The organism is Hyphococcus formosus (genome assembly GCF_046736345.1).
Classification (GTDB): Bacteria; Pseudomonadota; Alphaproteobacteria; order Caulobacterales; family Parvularculaceae; genus Hyphococcus; species Hyphococcus formosus.
Genome location: NZ_CP157210.1, coordinates 2710077 through 2730513 on the forward strand (window position 1 = coordinate 2710077; position 20437 = coordinate 2730513).

Sequence of the window (20437 nt, forward strand, 5' to 3'; positions counted from 1 at the left end):
GGCCCCTTGCAAATGTGCGGCTATTGTAAATCGCTCTATAGGCCGTAGGTGTCCGGATACGGGTAAATGCCGATCTTGACGGGTGATTTCTGGCGCTCAGCGGGCGTTTATTTTTATTACCCGAGTGTGCACCGTTTTTAGCAATGTGCTTTCGATAAAGATCCCTCGCGAACATCTGCGCCAGATTGGTGTTGGTGCTCGGAGCCTTAAAGGTGTAGATGGCACCATGAAATTTCTTGATCGTACAAAAATCTATGTGCAGAGCGGGGCAGGCGGTAATGGCTGCCTATCGTTTCGGCGCGAAAAGTTTATCGAATTTGGCGGACCGAATGGCGGCGATGGCGGCGCGGGCGGCCATGTCTGGGCCGAGGCCGTCGAAAATCTCAATACCTTGATCGACTATCGGTATCAGCAGCATTTCCGCGCTGAGAATGGTCGCCCCGGCGAGGGGTCCAACCGTACGGGCGCATCCGGCAAGGATCTGGTGATTAAAGTGCCCGTGGGCACGCAGATCTTCGAAGAAGATGAAGAGACGCTGATCGCCGATCTGGATGAGCCGGGCGAGCGGGTCTTGCTCGCGAAGGGCGGTAATGGCGGCTTTGGCAATGCCCGTTTCAAATCCTCGACCAATCGCGCCCCGCGCAAGGCCAATCCGGGCCACCCGGCGGAACAGCGCACGGTCTGGCTGCGGCTCAAGCTGATTGCCGATATTGGCCTTCTTGGGTTGCCGAATGCAGGCAAGTCCACTTTCCTTGGTGCAGTTTCGGCTGCGAAACCAAAAATTGCTGATTATCCGTTCACGACCTTACATCCCAATCTTGGGGTTGTGCGTGTGGGCGAAGGGCAAAGTTTCGTGCTCGCCGATATTCCTGGATTGATCGAGGGGGCCCATGAAGGGGCAGGTATCGGTGATCGGTTCCTTGGCCATGTAGAGCGCTGCGCGGCTTTGTTGCATCTTGTTGACGGCACGCAAGATGATGTGGCCGGGGCGTATCAAACCGTCCGTGGTGAGCTTGAAGCCTATGGGCAAGGCTTGGCGGATAAGCGGGAGATTGTCGCGCTTAACAAAATTGATGCGCTCACGCCGGAAGAAATCGAAGAGCGCAAAGCGGCCCTTTCAGCGGTCGCGAAAACGGAAGTGCACACAATTTCCGGTGCGTCGCAAATCGGCATCCAGCCCCTGTTGGGACAATTGATGTCGCTCGCCACGGATTCGCGCGCCGCCTATCGCGAGGCCGATGCTCCGGCACAAGCCAACGAAAAAGAAAGTTGGCAGCCATAAAATCTGCCGGTTGGAATCGTCACACACGGCCTCTATGTAAAGGGGCGAAATCGGAAACCGGACCCAGATGTGGCTATAGCCAAAACAAATGCGCACCGGAAAATCGGTATTTTGGGCGGTTCCTTTAATCCCGCCCATTCCGGCCATCGCGAAATTTCCATCGCCGCATTAGAGCGTCTTGGGCTTGATGCGGTCTGGTGGCTTGTGACGCCCGGCAATCCGCTCAAGGACAGCAATGTTTATGCGCCCTATGAAGAGCGTCTGAAAATGGCGCGGGCGGTAAGCGATCATCCGGATATTGTTGTCAGCGATTTCGAAAAACGCCACGGCCTGACCTATACGGTCGATACGCTGGAGGCGCTTCAGGCGGATAATTCCAATTGCGTCTTTGTCTGGCTTATGGGGGCTGACGGGCTGGAAAATTTCCATAAATGGAAAGACTGGAAGAAAATTGCGGCGTTGGCCCCGATGGCGGTGTTTGCCCGCCCCGGATACCAAGACGGTGCGCTATCAGGCCCCGCCGCCAAAGAACTCGCGGCGTTTCGGCTCAATGCCGATCAGGCTGAAAGCTTAACCAGCAATGATGCCCCGGCCTGGATCTATTTTCCGGATACGAACAATCCCATCTCATCCACCGAATTGAGGAACAGAAAAATCCTGCACTCAACAACAACCGATCAATCATCTGACCTGACAGCGCCCCATGGCGCGCTCGCTTATTTTCTGGATCTGCATCCGGATTTAGGGGACTTTCATGCGGACGCCATTGAAGGGTTGAGCAAAAAACAAAAATGTATCTCGCCGAAATATTTTTACGATGAGCGCGGATCAAAGATTTTCAACGGTATTACCGAAGTCCGTGAATATTATCCGACCCGCACCGAGCGGCAGATCTTTCTTGAAAATGCGCAGGATATAACCGATGCGATTGGTTCTGGTGCGAGCATTTTTGAATATGGCTCCGGCTCCAGTGAAAAAATCGAATGGCTGGTAAAGGGCCTGAAAGATCCCATGGCCTATGTGGCAATGGATATTTCGCGCGATCATCTGATCGAAAGCGCGAGCGTCATGGCGGAACAATTGCCGATACCGGTTGCCGCGATTTGCGCCGATTTTCATGCGCCAATCAGCTTTCCTGAGGGTATTCTTCCGCAGCCGGAGCATTGGCTTGGATATTTCCCCGGCTCTACCATCGGAAACATGTTGCCGGAAACCGCGGTCGGATTTTTGCGCAGGGCCTCGGATACGCTGGGCGAGAATGCGCGGTTCCTGATCGGGGTGGATCTGGTCAAGGATAAATCAGTTCTCGAAGCCGCCTATGATGATGACCAAGGCATTACGGCCAAATTCAATCTGAATCTTTTAGTCCGCATGCAGCGTGAGCTTGGTGCGCGGATCGATCTTGATCACTTTGAACATTACGCATTTTATAATGAACAGTTGAGCCGCATCGAAATGCATTTGCGCGCGACACAGCCGACCGAAATCGTGATCGACGATCATGTCTTTTCTTTTGCCAAAGATGAGACATTGCACACGGAAAACTCGCACAAGTTTACGTTAGAAAAATTTTCCCAACTGGTTAACCAAACCCCGTGGCACGTTGAAAAATCATGGACGGACCCCAAAGGGTGGTTCGCGGCGTGCCTTTTGAGCAACAGATAATTTTCTGCCCAGTGGTTGGAGCGGTGCCGGAACGGCATTATATTGTTAATGCGGGAGCTTTTCCCGCGTAGTGAATGGAGAAATACGCTGGACGCACAGCACGGCACGGCAGCCACCGGTAAGGCTGCACTTGGGCTCGTTCGAGATTCAGACAGGACAGACCTGTATGAGACAGACGGCAACGATCAGAAGAGTAAGGCCGTTTTGGCTAACCTCTCTCCTGAACAGCGCAGTCAGAAAATTCTCTCCCTCATTTTGCAAGAACTGGAAGACGATAAGGCTGAGAATGTCGTCACCATCGATCTTGTCGGCAAAACGGATATTGCTGACGCGATGGTGGTTGCTTCTGGCCGTTCACAACGTCATGTCGGCGCGATGGCCGACAAGGTTGTGAGCTGCCTCAAGGCCGCGGGTCTTGCCAATCCGAAAGTTGAGGGTGCGAGCGCTTGTGACTGGGTACTGATCGACGCGGAAGATGTCATTGTGCATCTCTTCCGACCAGAAGTTCGTGAGTTTTATAACCTCGAGCGCGTTTGGTCAGAAGCTGCCCATATCGCAGCCAAAGCAGACGCCTAATCATCAGGCGGTAAAGACCTATGCGAATTGTGATCGCCGCTATCGGCAAAATGCGCGGCGGTCCCGAAGGCGCGCTGGTGGATGATTATCTCTCCCGATCGAAAGCGATGGGGCGACGCCTTGGTTTTGGCGATGTAAAGCTGGTCGAAGCCGAAGCGCCAAAAGCGCTTTCCGGTGATGCCTTGAAACAGCGCGAGGGGGAATTGCTTTTAAAAACGGCCCCCGACAATGCGCGGATCATCGTGCTGGATGAGCGCGGCGAAAATATCTCAAGCAAAAAACTAGCCCGCTATATGGGAGAAATGCGCGATCAGGGGGCGGGCGATCTCGTCTTCATGATTGGCGGGGCCGATGGTCATGGGCCGGCGGTTAAGGCGCGTGCGGCTCGGTCTATCTCATTTGGTGCCGCGACTTGGCCGCATATGCTTGTCAGGGCGATGCTGACAGAGCAAATATATAGGTCAATGACGATCCTGTCCGGCCACCCTTATCATCGCTCATGAATAAACACCTTATCGCCGTAGCGCTGTTGTCGCTCTGCCCGCTCTCGGCGGTGGCGCAGGTGAATGCGGATGATCTGGAAAAGGTCGAACAGCAACTCAAGGAACGGGCCGACGAAGAAAAGCGCCTGCGCAAGGAAGTCGCCGCAAAACAAAAAGAAGTTGCCGCGCTGCGCAACCGGTTGATCGAAACCGCAAACTCGCTGCAACAGGCGGAGCGGGAAATTGCCGATCTCGAAGCGTCGATCAATTCTCTCGAAATAGAAAAAGCCGAAGCGGAAAAAGCGCTTCAGACCGAGAGCAGAAATTTAAGCGAAGTGTTAGCGGCCCTGCAGTCGCTGGAACTTTCGCGCCCGCCGGCTTTGTTGGTAACACCAGAAGATGCGAATAAAGCGGCGCGGGCGGCGATGCTTCTTTCTGATGCTGCGCCCGAGGTCGAGGCGCGTGCCGCGCGGCTGCGGGCTGCGGTTGAACGGCTGACAAGTCTGGCCGAAGAGCTGGCGCAGGAGCGCGCCAATCTGGCGGTGACGAATAAAGAACTTGCCGCCCGGCGGGATGTTCTGGCTGACCTGATGTCGCAAAAGGAACAAGAGCGCGATGTGGCGGCGGCACTGGCTGCGTCGGCCCAGCGCGAAACCGCCCGCATTGCGGCGCAGGCAACGACCTTGCGCGAGATGATCGACCGCCTGACCCGGCTGGCCCATTCGATAACGCCGCGGCTAAAACCGCCGGTGCCCAAGAAAAGCCCTGTTGCGGACAAGCCCACGCCCATCCCGCCCAGTATCAAGACCATCGCGCCGGAGCCATTTGTGGCGGCAAAAGCGTTCGGACAGGCCAAGGGCGCGCTGCGGCCCCCTGTCGCGGGTCGGTTAACCGGCCAGTTCGGAAAACCAAGGCCAGAGGGCGGAATCTTCGAAGGAATCAGATTTGCAGCGCGAGATCAGGCGATTGTGACTGCGCCATTTGAGGGCAGAGTGGCTTTTGCCATGGAATGGCAGCCAGTTGGTAATATGATCGTTCTGGACGTAGGCGAAGGCTACCATATATTATTAATAGGTGTCGGGCGTATATTGGTGGAGGAAGATCAATATATTGCGGCCGGGGAGCCGATTGCCGAAATGACCCGCGGGGGCGCGGAATTGGATCTTGAGATCCGAAAAGATGGAGAGCCTGTTAACCCTGTGTTGTGGCTCTCGCGTAAGAGTATGGAAGGTCTGGCACCATGAGCCAGACGAATAAAGGTGTAGGAACGAATGAGACAAAGCCCCAAACAAGCTGTCAGGTCAGGTAAACCTCTGAAAAGCGGAAAGCGTTACTCCGGTGGTGCGCTCATTATGGCCGCGTGCGGTGGCGCGTTGGTCTTTGGTGCCCTATCGAGCGCAGTTTTTGCGCGGGCGTCGATTTCAGCGGATACGTTCCGGCAGCTTGATTTGTTTGGTGAGGTCTTTGAGCAGGTCCACGAGAATTATGTCTCTGATCCCGATGACGCGGAACTGATCAAGGGGGCCATTGATGGCATGCTCGATACGCTGGATCCGCATTCCAACTACCTCTCTGCGGATGATTACAAGACCATGCAGGAGCAGACACGCGGATCGTTCGCGGGGCTCGGCATTCAGGTCATCATGGAAAATGAAGGCCCCGATAAGGGCTATGTCAAAGTCGTCGCGCCAATCGACGATACGCCAGCACAGCGCGCGGGCATTCAGGCCAAAGACCTGATTGTCAAGATTGACGGCGAAGATGTCATGGGCATGTCGATTGACGAAGCGATTTCCAAGCTGAAAGGCAAGAAAGGCACCAAGGTCGATATTGCGGTCGTGCGTGATCGCGAGAAAGAACCGTTCGATCTGACGATCGTGCGCGATACCGTTACCGTGCAATCTGTTGTCTCTCGGGTCGAAGGTGATTTCGGTTATGTCCGGATCGCGACCTTTAGCGAGCAGGCTGATGACGGCATCATCAAGGCGCTGAAAAAATTCGACAAGGAAATTCCCGGCGGTCCGAAAGGGCTGGTGCTTGATTTGCGCTCGAACCCCGGTGGCCTTCTTGATCAGGCGGTGGCGATTTCCGATCTGTTCTTGAATGGCGGCGAGATTGTTTCGACCCGTGGGCGCCGGGCGCGTGATTCCATGCGTGAGATGGGTACCCCTGGCGATAAATTCGACGGCAAACCGATTGTTGTGCTGATTAATGGCGGCTCGGCGTCGGCCTCTGAAATCGTTGCGGGTGCGCTTCAGGATCGTAATCGCGCTTTGTTGCTGGGTACGAAATCCTTCGGCAAGGGCTCGGTTCAAACGGTGATCCCGCTGCAAAACGGCCTTCAGGGCGCGCTTCGATTGACAACCTCGAAATATTACACGCCGTCTGGCCGCTCAATTCAGGCCATGGGTATCGATCCCGACATCGAAATGCCGGTGATTTATCCGGGTCAGGACGAAGTGTTCGAGCGTCCATCCGAAAGTGACCTTCCCGGCGCGTTGGCGGCTGAAAGCGAAGTTTCTGATGCGACGGTCGAGGAGCTAGAGAGCGAACAAGAAGCAACGACGGCGAATGGTCCAGCGGTTGAGCCCTTCATGTGCGGCTATAAAGAAGATGGCGAGACACCACGCGACTGTCAGCTTGAGCGTGCGCTTGAGATCTTGGCCGACGCAACGATCTATAGCCAAGCGCTTGCAGATGCGGGTGCGGCCCGTACGGAATAATTGATTCCGAACCTGAATTTCAAAGCCGAGGTCAGTTTTCTGCCCTCGGCTTTTTTGTGCCTGCTGGTTTGATTTTCATATCCCGGCTGCGCGCCATGATGAACATTCCCGACACTACAATCAGGCCCGAGCCAATAATCATGGAAAGGGTCAGGGTTTCGCCAAAGAGAACGATCCCGCAGGCGATCCCGAATAACAGCCGCGAATAACGAAATGGCGTCACGGCCGAGACTTCACCGGTCCGCATGGCCTTCATCAAACAGGCATAACCGGAAACGCCCGCAATGATGGAGCCGGCCAGAATAAGCATGGTTTCCGTTGATAAGCTCACCAGCGGCACACGTTGATAGAGCGAAAACAGAATACCGGCGACGATGACCGCAAGGAACCCATAAAGGCCTAATATGGCAGTGCTGAGGGATTTTGGCGCAGCGCGGCTTGCGAGATCGCGGCCCGCAAACCCCAACATGCCAAGAACCGCCAAAATCGACAGCAAGGAAAAACTATCCGCACCGGGACGGATAATGACAATTACGCCGACCATGCCGATGATGATAGCGGTCCATCTGCGCCAGCCAACTTGCTCGCCGAAAAACAACGCCGCGCCCGCGACCACCACAAGCGGTGTCGCCTGTAAAATGACAGTGGCAGCAGAAAGCGGGGTCAGGGAAATCGCCAGCACATAGAAAAGCCGCCCGCCGATCTCAAACCCCGCGCGTGCGCGCATGGGCGGCGAAATCACATCCGGTACAAAAAGCGGTTCTTTATTGATGATGAGGACAGAAGCAAAAATTATTGCGCCCCCAAGGCCAAACAACATCAAGATCTCACCAATCGGCAGGGTCTTCGAGGCGGCCTTGATAAAAACGTCTTCAAAGGCAAAGGCCGCCATCGAGGCGATCATCCAGAGCCCGCCGATTAAATTGGCCCGGCGATTGTCTATGGTTGGAGCTGTCACGCGGTTTTCCGTTCGATAAGGGGCGATTGCGCCTATAGGGCCTTGATCCTGCGTCGGCGGCGAGGGGCTGAATTGTCGCGATGCGCAGCATTTCTTGCGCGCTGGCGGTTAAATATGGGGGCGCGGGGCGCGCTGTTTTCATTTGGTTAACCCTATTTTTCGTAATTTGTCTGAGATTAAGACGCTGGGCAGGGGAGAATGGCCCGGTAAATGGAATAGGAACGAATGCAGCGCCGCCGACGATTTCGACGACCGGTTTTCAGCCGCCTGACCTGGGCGTGGCTGAGTGCGTTCGTTATTACCGTTACGATTGGCGGCTTCGTCATTCGCGATGCCATGAATGGTGGCGGCGTGGCGCGCATTGCGCTCCCCGTTGACGAGATTGAAACGGTTGCCCGCGTCGCCGAAGTGCACCGCAAAAACGGACCGCTTGCGACGGTGCCCGCGCTGCGGGATGGCGACGGTTCTGCGCCCGCAGAAGAAACCACCGATATGCTCGCGAGTGGTGATGCCTTTGGTCAGGATGAAGACAATTCACTGACGCTGATCTATCCCGGCCTCGACGATCCGTTCGGCGATGACGAGTATTCGGGCGACGATTATTCCGGTGATGAAATCGTCATTACCATAACCGGCAATGATAAACCCGCAGCGCAGCCACAACTGGCCTCGCTCGGCCCTATGGTTCAGCCGATCCCGGATCCTGATGCCGCATTGATGCGCCAGACCGCATTGGGCCAGATCCCGAAAATTTCGCCCGACGGTCGCAAGGCCGTTGAATATTATGCAAAGCCTTTTGATGGCGGACATTCCACCCCAAAGATCGCGCTGATCATTGGTGGGCTCGGCCTCAATTCCGCAATTACCGAACGGGCGATTGATGATCTGCCGCCTGAAGTTTCTTTGTCCTTTGCACCCTATGCGAAAGATCTCGAATTCTGGACAGAGAAAGCCCGCAATGCTGGCCATGAAGTGCTGATCGAACTCCCCATGGAAGGTTATGGCGGCAACCAGCAAGCGTTGGGCGCAGCGTCGCTTTTAACCTCGCGCACCCCGCAGGAAAATCTTCAGCGTATGGATTGGTTGATGTCGCGCTTTGGCGGGTATTTCGCGGCGACAAATTATATGGGCGCAAAAATTTCCGCCGATGAAGCATCGATTGTGCCGATCTTGAAAAAATTGAAAGAGGCCGGTGTCGGCTATGTGGATGATACCGGCGCGGCGAAACAATATGCGATTGGCCTCGGCCTGCCGATTACGACCGTAACGGGTATCATTCCTGCCGCTGCAAGTAAAGAAGACCGGTCAAAAGTCCGGCGAGAGCTTGCCAAGCTGGAACGGATCGCCGAGCAGGATGGCCGTGCCGTCGGCAAAACCTATGCCTATGCGACGACCATTGATGAAATCGTCGAATGGAGCCGACGCCTGGAAGAAAAGGGCATAACCGCCGCGCCCGCCTCCGCCCTATTGCAGACAAGCGCCGTAGCCCGCTAAGGGAAGGCTAAAGCGGTGGTGTCTCACCGCATTTGCATTTGCGAGTAGGTTTGTGAGTCAAAAAGATCTTTTCAAAAAATTCCGCCCCAATGTGGGTGTGGTGCTGTTCAATCGCGACGGGCGCGTCTGGTATGGCCGCCGGGTTGGCGATTTCGCCGATCTTGGGGAAACCCCTGAATTATATCGCTGGCAAATGCCCCAGGGCGGTATCGACGCCGACGAAGATATTGCCGCTGCGGCCTTCCGTGAGCTGAAAGAAGAAACCGGCGTTACCTCGGCGCGGTTGCTGATGATCACGCCCGGATGGCTCGCCTATCGTTTTCCGCCGGAATACAAAAAGAAAAACTGGAAAGGCCAGCGCCAAAAATGGGTCGCCATGCTGTTCGAAGGCGACGATAAAGAGGTCGATCTGTGTGCCGATGATGTGCAGGAGTTCGATGACTGGCGCTGGGGCGAGCTTGAAGAAGCGCCAGAGCTGATCGTGCCGTTCAAACGCCATGTCTATCATGATCTGATTGCCGGTCTTGTGCCGCTGCGTGATTTTCTGCGAACGGCGAAATGGTGACCTACGCCGCTGATTTTCTGCTGGACCGTTTGCTTTATCGTGACGGGCTGATGTTGATCATCGACAAACCGGCGGGGCTTCCGGTTCATGCGGGGCCATCGGGCGGCGATAATCTAGAGAATTATTTCGATGCCCTGCGCTTTGGCCTGCCGCGCCCGCCTGCGCTGGCCCATCGGCTTGACCGCGATACATCCGGTTGTCTGGTGCTGGGCCGTCATCCTAAGGCATTGCGGAAATTACATCGTTTGTTCTCCGAAGGGCGCATCGATAAAACCTATTGGGCGATCACGCGCGGCGTACCGGAAAAACTGTCGGGCACCATTGACCAGCCGCTTAAAAAGCAATCGCGTGGCAATGGCTGGCGCGTTGAAATCGCCGATGACGGTCAGCGCGCTGTTACCACCTATCGCGTCATCGCGCGCGCCGACGATATGGCGCTGATCGAGGCCAAACCAAAAACCGGCCGCACCCATCAAATCCGTGTACATCTTAATGCCATCGGCGCGCCGATTATTGGCGATCCACAATATGGCGAGCAGACCCCGGATGACCGTGCGCAGCCCATGATGCTCCATGCCCGAAAGATCATTGTCCCGATCTCAAAGAACAAAGATCCGGTCATGGTCGAGGCCACACCGCCCGCCGCGATGGCGACAGCGCTCAAAAAATTAGGCCGTTAGCGCCGACACCATCGAATTCCAAATTGTCAAAGAGCCCGACCAGGCCGCAAAAGCGCCCGGTCCGGCGCTGAAAGGACCCTCAGAGGTTTCGCCGCCCGTCATGGGTCTGGCGCAATGGGAATGGGTCACATCTCAACGCGGCCACCACCATAAGGCCGCGCGAACGCCCGTGGATATCTATCAACCAAATGCGGGATTCCTTGCGGAATACATTCTTTTTGATGTGCTGGGTTCGGAGTTTCGTGTTTGGCTTGTCTGTGGATTGCGGGGCGTGGCCTGCAATGACGGTGGCGTAAGGGTGTGCGCTATCCGTGGGCGTCATCCCGGGCCTGATCCGGGATCGAGCGGTCACGCGCGATGCTGAGGGGGTGGTGCCTGTTGGTGGATTGCGGGTCGGAGCCCGCAATGACGGTGGGGTGAGGGGCGTTCTATCCGTGGGGCGTCATCCCGGGCCTGATCCGGGATCGAGCGATCATGCGAGAGGGGAATGGGTGTGCGCTCGTGGGTGGATTGCGGGTCGGAGCCCGCAATGACGGAGCGCCAAGGCAAAACCCCTACGCGCGGGTCCGCTTATTCCGCGGCTTTGACGATGGTTGGTTTACTGATCGCCTGGGCGATGCGTTCGGCGAGGCCGCGGGCCACTTCGTCTTTCGACATTTCCGGCCATGTCTCGTCGCCTTTTTCGGTAATCAAGATCACCGTGTTGCGCGTGCCGCCCATGGCGCAGTTCGCGCCCGGTGACACATCATTAGCGACAATCCAGTCACAGCCCTTGCGGGCCATCTTGGCCTCGGCATGGCCAAGAACATCATCGGTTTCCGCCGCAAAGCCGACCACCAATTGCGGGCGACCTTCTTTGAGCTGGGCAATGGTTTTTAAAATATCCGGGTTTTCCGTAAGCGGAAGATCCGTCAGGCCGCCCCGTTCTTTCTTGATCTTGTGGGCGGTTTCAATCGCCGGGCGATAATCCGCGACCGCCGCACAACAGACGGCGCAATCCACCGGCAGTGCATTCTGGCTGGCAGTCATCATCTCGCGGGCGGTATCGACCCGGACGGTTTCAACCCCGGCGGGGATATGTTCATGGGTCGGGCCGGTGACCAAAATTACCTCTGCGCCCAAATTGCGCAGCGCCGCCGCAATGGCATAGCCCTGCTTGCCCGACGACCGGTTGGCGATATAGCGCACCGGGTCAATCGGTTCGACCGTGGGGCCGGCGGTGACGAGAACCCGTTTACCGGCCAATGGTCCATTGGTGTCTTTTAGGAAAAACGCCTCGATCTGATCGGCGATGTCGGTCGGTTCGGCCATGCGGCCGGGGCCAAATTCGCCGCACGCCATCTCGCCATCGGTCGGGCCGACAATGAGCGCGCCGTCATTTTTCAAGGATTCAAAATTGCGCTGGGTGGCTTTGTGTTCCCACATGCGCACATTCATGGCGGGCGCGAACATGACCGGTTTGTCGGTCGCCAACAGCGCCGTGGAGGCCAGATCATTCGCGAGGCCATTGGCGCATTTCGCCATCAGATCCGCCGTCGCCGGGGCGACCACCACAAGATCGGCGGCGCGCGATAATTCGATATGGCCCATCTCGGCTTCGTCGGTCAGGTCAAAAAGCTCTGAAAAGCATTTCTCTCCGGTCAAAGACGACACGGACAAAGGCGTAATGAACTCAGCGCCAGCGCGGGTCAGGATCGCCCGAACGCGCACGCCGCGTTTTGATAGTTCACGGATCAGCTCAAGGCTTTTATAGGCCGCGATGCCGCCACCGATGATAAGAAGAATGCTTTGTGTATTTTTATCCATAACGTCGCTATAGATAGTCTTTCGTCTTTATAAAGTCACCCATTGCGCGGGCGGAATAACCCAGTCTTTTTGCCTATCCGGCGGGCCGGGGCAAAGATGATTTTAAAGCGCGTAAAAAATTGCGCCAGCCAGAATGATTGCTGCAACGCCCACAAACCATAATGCGCCGCGGGTCTTGCGATTTTGCTTTTCTAGTGCCGCTTCGATTTTCTCATTGTCCCGCGATTTAAACCCTTCCGGGTCTTCGGCAATGATTTGCGCGGCCTTGCCCATGGCCTCCACATAGGTCGGTATATGCGGCGCAATTTCCATGGCCTTTGTGGTTGCGGTTTTTAATTTCTCTGCGTGGGCCTTGGGGCCGATCGCGTCCTGAATGGCCTGTTTGACGACCGGGGTCGCCGCAGCCCACATATCGATCTCCGGGTCGAGCAATCGCGCCACCCCTTCGACCGTGACCATGGTCCGTTGCAACAAGACCAGCTCGGGCCGCAAATGCATGTCAAAAAGGGCGGTCACGTCGAATAATTGTTGCAGCACGCGCGACATGTCCACCTGTGCCGCATTGCGCCCTTGTAATGGCTCACCGACAGCGCGCAGGGCCTGGGCGAAGGCATCAATCGAATGGCCATTGCCGACATATCCGGCCTGGAAGTGAACTTCCGCCGTGCGCTGATAATTGCGGGTGATAAAGCCGTAAATGATCTCGGCGAAAACCCGGCGCGTGTCTTCGCTCAGGCGGCCCATAATGCCGAAATCAACCAGTGCCAGACGGCCTTCTTCATCGACGATCAAATTGCCTTGATGCATGTCTGCATGAAAGAACCCCATCTGAAGGGCCTGTTTCAAAAAGACATCGATCACCAGCCTTGCCAGCTTTTTTCGGTTGATCCCGCGCGCATCAAGCGCTTCAATATCGCCCAGCGGGGTGCCTTCGATCCACTCAATGGTCAGTACCCGGCGCGCCGATAGCGGCCAGACCACTTCGGGAATTCTGACATCCGGTTCGGATTGAAGATTATTCGCAAGCTCCGATGCGGCCCCGGCCTCCATCCGCAAATCAAGCTCTATGGCCGCCGCGGCCTTGAGTGTTTCGATAAACTTTTCAGGCTCCATCCGCCGTGCGGTCGGCGAGATTTTGCGAATGGCTCTGGCGGCGCGGCCAAATGCGCGAAATTCCTGTTTCGCTTTTCGTTCAATCTGGGGGCGGAGGATTTTTACGGCAACCGTTCGGCCATCCGCCAATGTGGCCTTGTGGGCCTGCGCGATCGACGCCGCCGCAAGCGGTTTTGAAAACGTGCTGAACAGCGCATCGGTCGGTTTGCCAAAGGCGCTTTCGATTTCGGCGCGTGCTTCCTCGTCCGAAAAGGGCGGCATTTTATCTTGCAGGCGGCCAAGATCATTGGCCAATTCAAAGCCGACAATATCGGGCCGTGTGGCCATGAATTGCCCCAGCTTCACATAGGCCGGCCCAAGAGATTCGAGCGCATTGGCCATGCGTATGCCGGGGCGTTTTTCCTTGTCTTTTGCGCCAATGCGCGAGATTGCACCCACCACGCGAATGGGTGGCGGCAACAAATATGCAAATTCTCGCGGGATCAGCGCATCATGTCGGCTCAATGTCCAACCGGCGCGTGCGAGGCGTGCATAATCTGTCAGTGCAATGATCATGAGAAATGCCTATACCCGCCAGCCAGAGTGAATGGCCGCTATTCCGCCGGAAAGGTTTTCATATTTCACGCGCGTAAAGCCTGCGTTTTTGATTTTGGCTGCAAAGGCTTCTTGCCCGGGGAAACGTCGGATGGATTCGACGAGATATTGATAGGACTCCCGGTCATTCGCTACGCGCTCACCAAGCCATGGAATGACATTGAATGAATAGGTGTCGTAGATTTTCTGCATCGTCTCGGTGATTGGATGCGAAAATTCGAGACACATAAACCGCCCGCCCGGTTTCAATACCCGATAGGCGTCGCGCAAAGCCGTATCGATATGGGTGACGTTACGAATGCCAAATGCGATAGTATAGGCATCGGCAAAACCATCCGCAAACGGAAGGGTTTCGGCGTCGCCGGTAACCCGCGTGATCCGGTCACCAAAGGCGGCGGCATCACTTCGGGTGGTGCCGGCTTTGAGCATTTCAAAATTGATATCGCACAGGGTTGCGGTCGCGCGCGGTTTTGTGTCTGCGCCAGGGCGGGTGTCTGCGCGGCTCAAAAAGCTGGCCGCCACATCGCCCGTACCGCCCGCGACATCTAAAAGATGTTCGCCGGGGCGCGGCATGATGCGATCGGTCAAAACGGCCTTCCAGACCCGATGGATGCCGCCCGACATCAGATCGTTCATCAGGTCATATTTCGACGCAACGCTATCAAAGACGCCGCGCACCAGCCGGGCCTTTTCGTCCGTCTTTACGGTCCGAAAGCCAAAAGATGTTTCTGTGTCGCCATTTTCGTTCATAAAAAACGCTTAAAGCTTTGCTTGGTCATAGAGAAGCGCCTTGACGCCGCATGTCTGTTTTGACAGTGTTAACTGGTTGAAATCAGCGGTGTTTTCGATTCCTCGCCGCCCCGACCCATATTCCGGAACCCAAATGGGGAGGGTGTGTTGCAAAAGCGAGGTCTTACCATCGCGAATTCGGGATAAAAACGGGTCGAACAACGGGGCAGCCTATGATCAAGTCGGAACTGGTGCAAAAGCTTGCCGACGAGAACCCAAATCTGTTTCACCGCGATATCGAGCGCATTGTCTCGATCGTGTTTCAGGAAATATCAGACGCCCTCGCAAGGGGCGATCGGGTTGAGTTACGGGGCTTTGGGGCGTTTTCAGTGAAACACCGGCCCGCACGGGTGGGGCGTAACCCCCGCAGCGGCGAGGCCGTGCACATCGAAGAAAAATGGGCACCCTTTTTCAAATCCGGCAAGGAGTTGCGGGATCGCCTGAATGCGGAAGGCCGGTTCTCCCGCGGGCAATCGCAGGGCAGTGATGGTTCAGGTGAATAGACGTCAGTCTGGGCTTATGCGTATTATCGATACCGCCATAACCGAGCTTGAACGGCAATATTGACCATGAAAAAGTGGCTCTTTCGGATAATCTGGGTGCCGGTTCTTGTGATCGCGGTGCTCTTTCTGGTGGCCAACCGGACGCCGGTTATCATCAGCCTTGATCCGTTCAATCCTGACAATCCGGCTTTATCGACCCCGCCCATCTTTTTATGGGTTTGGTTGATGCTGATGTTGTTCATCGGTTTAGCCATCGGGTCTTTCGGCTCGTGGCTGTCAGGGCGTGAATCCCGGGCGCAGGCGCGCGACAACCGCCGCGAAATCAAGACCCTCAAAAAAGAGCTCGCGGTGATGACGGCGCGGGCCGAGGCGGCCACGAAAACCCCGGACGACGAAAGCGATCCGGATGATCCCCCCAAACTCGAAGCAAAATCACTGTGAGCATATGTCTTGTGAGCTGAAATTATGAGCGGCCCCCAAGTTAAGATCTGCGGCGTAAAGGATATTGAAACGGCGCTCGCTGCGGCCCGCGCTGGCGCGGACTTTCTGGGCTTTGTTTTCTTCCGAAAAAGCCCGCGCTTTATCCAGCCAGAGAAGGCCGAAGAGATCATTTTGGATCTGAAAGAAGCCAGCTTTGAAGAGGGATTTGCCCTGCCCAAGCTGGTTGGCTTGTTTGTGGACGCGGGCGAGAAAGAATTGTCCGAAGCGCCGACCCTGTTGACCCATTTTCAATTCCACGGCCATGAAAGCGCCGAGCGGTGCCGCGAATTGGGCGAAGAATTTGCGGTCGAGATCATCAAGGCGCTGCCCGTGTCAGAGCCGGACGATGTTTTAAAAGCCAGCGAGTTCGAAGGGGCAGCGGACATCATTTTGTTCGACGCAAAGCCGCCGCCCGGCGCAGGCCGTCCCGGCGGGCATGGGGTCTCTTTCGATTGGTCCGCGGTCTCAAGCTATGAGGGTGAAACGCCGTTTATTCTGGCGGGCGGATTGACGCCGGACAATGTGGCCGACGCCGTCGCATCACAAAAAGACCATTCGGGCTTTGTCGGCGTGGATGTTTCGTCTGGCGTAGAAGACGCGCCCGGCAAAAAGAGCCCGGCGCTTATTTCCGCTTTCATTTCTTCTGCGAAAGGGGCCTGATCGGCACATCGCTATAGCCAAGGGGAGGGGCATTTATGGTGCGTTTATTGTGCGCAGCATTTTTTCTGTTGTCGGCATGCACCGGCGGGTCGAACGCCGCGCCGAAGGACGGCCCCGATAAAGCCGAGGCGCTGTTTCAGTCCCTCCGGGCGGGCGGTCATGTATTGGTCATGCGCCATGCCAATTCGCCATCGGGGCAAAAAGCGCCTCTCGGCCTGTCCGCTGGCTGTACCCTCGGGGATGGGCGCGGGCTTGATGCGCTCGGGTTCTATCAGGCGCGCGGATTAGGCGAGGTGTTGCGCGCGCAAGAGGTGCCAATCGCCAAGGCTTATACCAGCCCCATGTGCCGCTCGTGGGATACGGCGGCGCTTGCGGCCGCTGGCGCACCGGTTGAGATGAGCGAGACCCAAATTTCCGAAGACCCGAGCGTTGTTTCGGCGTTTAAGGCGCAAATCACCGAAGAGATCGCCTCCGGTGGCGGCAATATCATCCTCGCGAGCCATTCCAACATTGCGCCGTTTTATGGGGCGACGCCGCGCGCAACCGAGGAAGAGGTGCCATCCGGCGTGATCTATGTGATTGATCCCGCGACCTGGCAGGCCATTGCCCGCATTGATTTGGTCTCTGCCGCCGGGCAGCCATCGGTCGCAGTAGAATAAATTTCCCACGGGCGCTATGTGTGGCACGAAATGCGGCCCCCGCCGGCGGGCCAGACAAGTGAGTGCATATCCGTGACAGAACAAACGAGCCCAAATTCCTATCGTACCGGTCCTGACGCCGAAGGCCGCTTTGGCAAATTCGGCGGCCGCTTCGTTGCGGAAACGCTCATGCCGCTCGTGCTGGCCCTCGAAAAAGAGTATGGCCGCGCCAAGTCTGACCCGGCCTTTCGGTCTGAACTGGACTATTATCTCAAACATTATGTGGGGCGTCCGTCGCCGCTCTATTTTGCGGAACGGTTAACAGAGTATTGCCGCGGTATGGCCGACAAAAAGTCAGGCACTACCGGTAAGAAAGGCGCGAAAATCTACCTCAAGCGCGACGAGCTGAACCACACCGGCGCGCATAAAATCAATAACTGCATGGGCCAGATTTTGCTGGCGCGCCGCATGGGTAAGACCCGGATCATCGCCGAAACCGGGGCCGGTCAACACGGCGTTGCGACGGCCACGGTCTGTGCCCGGTTCGGTCTGCCCTGCGTTGTCTATATGGGTGCTACCGATGTCGAGCGGCAAAAACCCAATGTCTTTCGGATGAAGCTATTGGGCGCAGAGATCGTACCGGTGACCTCTGGCCGTGGGACCCTGAAAGACGCCATGAACGACGCTTTGCGCGACTGGGTAACAAATGTGGACTCAACTTTTTATATTATCGGTACGGCCGCCGGCCCCCACCCCTATCCCGAACTCGTGCGTGATTTCCAATCGGTGATTGGTCACGAATCCAAAGAACAAATGGTCGAGGCAGAGGGCAGACTGCCCGACGCGATCATGGCCTGTATCGGTGGCGGCTCAAATGCGATTGGCCTGTTCCACCCCTATCTCGACGACAAAGACGTTGAAATCATCGGCGTCGAAGCGGCGGGCCATGGCGTTGAAACCGATCAACACGCGGCGTCTCTCACGGGCGGGCGTCCGGGCATACTCCACGGTAACCGGACATACCTCCTTCAGGATGAGGATGGCCAAATTCAGGATGCCCATTCGATCTCAGCCGGGCTCGATTATCCGGGCATCGGCCCCGAACATTCATGGCTTCATGAAACGGGCCGGGTGAATTACATCTCCGCCACCGACCAAGAGGCCCTCGACGCGTTTCAGCTCTGTGCAAAGTTGGAAGGTATCATCCCCGCGCTCGAACCGTCCCATGCGCTCGCCCGCGCCATCGACAAGGCACAGGAAATGGACCGGGATCAGATTCTGTTGCTGAATATGTGCGGCCGCGGCGACAAAGACATCTTCTCAGTGATGGATGCCCTTGGCGCGGAGTAGGTTGGGCACCCTAATTGGTTTTCCTGTTTTTTCGCCGCAAAGGTAATAGTAGTTGCCTAACTTCTTATGGGCATCGGATAATATCATCCGTGTGGGTAGCAACCATATACTGCTCGATATACGCTTGTGCTGAATTGCGGACATGAAGCGAAGGGCTGATGGCGCAGGCGCTGTTGACAGCCCGAAAGGGCTATTACAGGATCGCCCTTGCATGAAGGGGGAGATTTCATGACATTCAGATTTTTCAGTGCCGCTCATTTCTTTGGCTTTTGTGCAATTTTGATTGCCATATCGATCACGCCAAATCGGACCTACGCTGCTGATATAGAGATCGCGCGATCCGGGTCGATTGTGGCACTGATCAATCCGCAAAGGGCCTGTGGCCAACAGGTCGGGATGGCGATTACCGCTGAAAGTCTTGATGATCTTGAAAACGAAGCGGTGATGGTTGCGCTCGTGAAAAAGAGCGGCGAAGCCGTGGCGGCCAAATGTAACTATGTGAAAAGCCTAAAAATTATTGGCTATGTCGATCGTAAACCGGTTATGCGCGCTGGTGCCGCCGCTGGTCAGGGGTGGGACGATTATTTCTGGTACTGGCTGCCTAATGTGGGGCGCACTAAATCGGCGGCTCCCGTTGCTACACGGCGCACAAATTCGGCACCGGCCGTAGCCGCAAGGCGCGCGACACCGAACACACAACCCACAGGGAATGCGCTTGAGGCAGAAGTGGCTGCGCGACGCGATAAGCAGGTCCGCGACCGCGCAGTGGCGCAAGCCAAACAAACCGGGGCACCAGTCACCGCCGCGGATTATCTCGCGCATTACGCCTATCTCGAAGCACCCTCCGCACACCCATCAATCTGTGGTGATTTCGCCCTGCGGCAGCCCTTCACCGAGGGCAAAGGTGCTCCGACGACGCTCGCCGCGACCGTCAATCAGCTCTCTGGCGGTGACCCGCAGGCCTTGATGCAAAGCCACCGCAAGGTTTTTGCAGATTTTTCTACTCAGCGCGTGAAGTTCGATAATCATTGCGCCGCTTCCACCAAGCTGGGCGAGCGAAAACTGTGCGACATGAAAGATTTCAATTGCGCCGTTTTGACCGCGTGTATGCGCTACCTCAATCCCGCTGCAAGCGCGGAGAGCCAGGCGATTTTCCCAAAATGTATCAATCGCGAGACCCGGTCGATTGCAATGGCGCGGCAGCAGACCTATGCGGCGCGCATTATGGTCAAGGGCAAGGAAGTACGGTTCTATCTCGGCAAGAATTTCGGGGCCGATGATACCCACGGCGATTGGTGCGGCAAAAACCTATGGGGCAAGGTCGAATATCCACAAGACTACAATGTGCTGCCGGCGCTGGCGAAAACGATAGGCGGGGTGTTGAACGAAACGCTTTCCGCGCGTTGCCCGCGTGCAGAAACGGTTGTCGTCGGGCTTTATAACTACACGGATAAGTATGGGCCGCGTCAGGTCTCGGCGAATGGACAATATCTTGAGGCCTATAAGGACGGCACTGTCTGGAACACCAATTTGCACCCCGATTACGTTCAGACGCTTCGCGCAAAAGCGAATTTGAGCGCGCTTTGGTCGATGGTCTCAAATCCGACTGAGCTTGGTTATGCCACCGGCATGGCGCGTTATAATGATGCGGCCTCAAAGAGCGCGCTTTCGCGCTATGCGGTTTACGCGCGTGAGGGGAAGGTATGCAAGATGCGCCAAGCGGTGCGGCATTGCTATGTCTCGACGACTTGGTCGCCGTCTTATGGCGGGCGGATTGGGCGCACCATGATTATCAATCAGCATGCGACCCATTGGTCATCGTGCCAAGATCCCTGCAAAAACCATGAAGGCTATTGCAATATGGAAACCGGCGCGCGCTACAAAACCGCGGAGGCCGCCGAACGCGCCAATTGCCGCCCGGCCTCGCAAGGCGAAATCGACGCAGCGATTGCTGCGGTACAGGTGGATAGCTCGGTCCAGGCCTACCCATATGAAGTGCTCTATCTTCCTTATGACCAGATCCCGCCGAAAGGGCAGTGAGGCTATTTCACTTACGCGCTTTGCGTTACGATTGATCGG

19 protein-coding genes are annotated in these 20437 nt (G+C 56.3%); 15 read left to right on the top strand and 4 right to left on the bottom strand.

Features of this window, described 5'->3' with window-relative positions:
• Nucleotides 1-226: 226 nt before the first annotated feature.
• From obgE to ABFZ83_RS12620, 6 genes are all read left to right on the top strand, one after another.
• Nucleotides 227-1282: a GTPase ObgE gene (gene obgE / locus ABFZ83_RS12595; RefSeq protein WP_411816904.1), complete on the top strand. Its 1056-nt coding sequence runs from the start codon at nucleotides 227-229 to the stop codon at nucleotides 1280-1282.
• 69 nt (nucleotides 1283-1351) lie between these two features.
• Nucleotides 1352-2947 carry an L-histidine N(alpha)-methyltransferase gene (egtD, locus tag ABFZ83_RS12600; RefSeq protein WP_411816905.1) on the top strand — a complete coding sequence of 532 codons (1596 nt, stop codon included), beginning with the start codon at nucleotides 1352-1354 and terminating at the stop codon, nucleotides 2945-2947.
• A 48-nt stretch (nucleotides 2948-2995) separates the two neighbouring features.
• A complete protein-coding gene (gene rsfS / locus ABFZ83_RS12605; protein WP_411816906.1) occupies nucleotides 2996-3523 on the top strand; it encodes a ribosome silencing factor in 528 nt (175 codons plus the stop codon).
• A gap of 20 nt (nucleotides 3524-3543) precedes the next feature.
• Complete coding sequence (rlmH, locus tag ABFZ83_RS12610) at nucleotides 3544-4026, top strand: 23S rRNA (pseudouridine(1915)-N(3))-methyltransferase RlmH (RefSeq protein WP_411816907.1); 483 nt, start codon at nucleotides 3544-3546, stop codon at nucleotides 4024-4026.
• Nucleotides 4023-5249, top strand: a complete 1227-nt coding sequence (locus tag ABFZ83_RS12615) for a murein hydrolase activator EnvC family protein (protein WP_411816908.1) — start codon at nucleotides 4023-4025, stop codon at nucleotides 5247-5249. Before rlmH ends, ABFZ83_RS12615 begins: the two co-directional genes overlap by 4 nt.
• A gap of 27 nt (nucleotides 5250-5276) precedes the next feature.
• Nucleotides 5277-6728, top strand: a complete 1452-nt coding sequence (locus ABFZ83_RS12620) for a S41 family peptidase (RefSeq protein ID WP_411816909.1) — start codon at nucleotides 5277-5279, stop codon at nucleotides 6726-6728.
• A gap of 31 nt (nucleotides 6729-6759) precedes the next feature.
• On the opposite strand, the gene ABFZ83_RS12625 is transcribed toward ABFZ83_RS12620, so the two are convergent.
• Nucleotides 6760-7686, bottom strand: a complete 927-nt coding sequence (locus tag ABFZ83_RS12625; RefSeq protein ID WP_411816910.1) for a DMT family transporter — start codon at nucleotides 7684-7686, stop codon at nucleotides 6760-6762.
• 225 nt (nucleotides 7687-7911) lie between these two features.
• On the opposite strand from ABFZ83_RS12625, the gene ABFZ83_RS12630 reads away from it, so the two are divergent.
• The 3 genes from ABFZ83_RS12630 to ABFZ83_RS12640 are packed head-to-tail and all read left to right on the top strand — an operon-like array spanning nucleotide 7912 to nucleotide 10425.
• Nucleotides 7912-9180 (top strand): divergent polysaccharide deacetylase family protein, encoded by a 1269-nt coding sequence (locus ABFZ83_RS12630; protein ID WP_411816911.1) that lies wholly within the window; start codon nucleotides 7912-7914, stop codon nucleotides 9178-9180.
• Nucleotides 9181-9232: 52 nt separating this feature from the next.
• On the top strand, nucleotides 9233-9745 hold the full coding sequence (locus ABFZ83_RS12635; protein WP_411816912.1) for an RNA pyrophosphohydrolase: 513 nt from the start codon (nucleotides 9233-9235) through the stop codon (nucleotides 9743-9745).
• Nucleotides 9739-10425: an RluA family pseudouridine synthase gene (locus tag ABFZ83_RS12640; RefSeq protein ID WP_411816913.1), complete on the top strand. Its 687-nt coding sequence runs from the start codon at nucleotides 9739-9741 to the stop codon at nucleotides 10423-10425. The genes ABFZ83_RS12635 and ABFZ83_RS12640 overlap by 7 nt, the downstream gene beginning before the upstream one ends.
• A 570-nt stretch (nucleotides 10426-10995) precedes the next feature.
• Here ABFZ83_RS12640 and coaBC read toward each other — a convergent pair.
• The 3 genes from coaBC to ABFZ83_RS12655 form a co-directional block, all read right to left on the bottom strand.
• Nucleotides 10996-12231, bottom strand: a complete 1236-nt coding sequence (gene coaBC, locus ABFZ83_RS12645; protein ID WP_411816914.1) for a bifunctional phosphopantothenoylcysteine decarboxylase/phosphopantothenate--cysteine ligase CoaBC — start codon at nucleotides 12229-12231, stop codon at nucleotides 10996-10998.
• Between the two features lie 102 nt (nucleotides 12232-12333).
• Nucleotides 12334-13899: a 2-polyprenylphenol 6-hydroxylase gene (gene ubiB / locus ABFZ83_RS12650; protein WP_411816915.1), complete on the bottom strand. Its 1566-nt coding sequence runs from the start codon at nucleotides 13897-13899 to the stop codon at nucleotides 12334-12336.
• A 9-nt stretch (nucleotides 13900-13908) separates the two neighbouring features.
• Nucleotides 13909-14688, bottom strand: coding sequence for a class I SAM-dependent methyltransferase (locus ABFZ83_RS12655; protein WP_411816916.1), 780 nt, complete (start codon nucleotides 14686-14688; stop codon nucleotides 13909-13911).
• A 212-nt stretch (nucleotides 14689-14900) separates the two neighbouring features.
• On the opposite strand from ABFZ83_RS12655, the gene ABFZ83_RS12660 reads away from it, so the two are divergent.
• From ABFZ83_RS12660 to ABFZ83_RS12685, 6 genes are all read left to right on the top strand, one after another.
• Nucleotides 14901-15230 carry an integration host factor subunit beta gene (locus ABFZ83_RS12660; protein ID WP_411816917.1) on the top strand — a complete coding sequence of 110 codons (330 nt, stop codon included), beginning with the start codon at nucleotides 14901-14903 and terminating at the stop codon, nucleotides 15228-15230.
• Nucleotides 15231-15296: 66 nt separating this feature from the next.
• On the top strand, nucleotides 15297-15671 hold the full coding sequence (locus ABFZ83_RS12665) for a LapA family protein (RefSeq protein ID WP_411816918.1): 375 nt from the start codon (nucleotides 15297-15299) through the stop codon (nucleotides 15669-15671).
• Nucleotides 15672-15695: 24 nt separating this feature from the next.
• Nucleotides 15696-16370 carry a phosphoribosylanthranilate isomerase gene (locus ABFZ83_RS12670; protein WP_411816919.1) on the top strand — a complete coding sequence of 225 codons (675 nt, stop codon included), beginning with the start codon at nucleotides 15696-15698 and terminating at the stop codon, nucleotides 16368-16370.
• 35 nt (nucleotides 16371-16405) lie between these two features.
• Nucleotides 16406-17029, top strand: a complete 624-nt coding sequence (locus ABFZ83_RS12675; protein ID WP_411816920.1) for a histidine phosphatase family protein — start codon at nucleotides 16406-16408, stop codon at nucleotides 17027-17029.
• A 30-nt stretch (nucleotides 17030-17059) separates the two neighbouring features.
• The gene (trpB, locus tag ABFZ83_RS12680; RefSeq protein ID WP_411816921.1) at nucleotides 17060-18358 is read left to right on the top strand and encodes a tryptophan synthase subunit beta; all 1299 of its coding nucleotides are present in this window, start codon (nucleotides 17060-17062) and stop codon (nucleotides 18356-18358) included.
• Between the two features lie 228 nt (nucleotides 18359-18586).
• Nucleotides 18587-20398 carry a hypothetical protein gene (locus tag ABFZ83_RS12685; RefSeq protein ID WP_411816922.1) on the top strand — a complete coding sequence of 604 codons (1812 nt, stop codon included), beginning with the start codon at nucleotides 18587-18589 and terminating at the stop codon, nucleotides 20396-20398.
• Nucleotides 20399-20437: the final 39 nt, after the last annotated feature.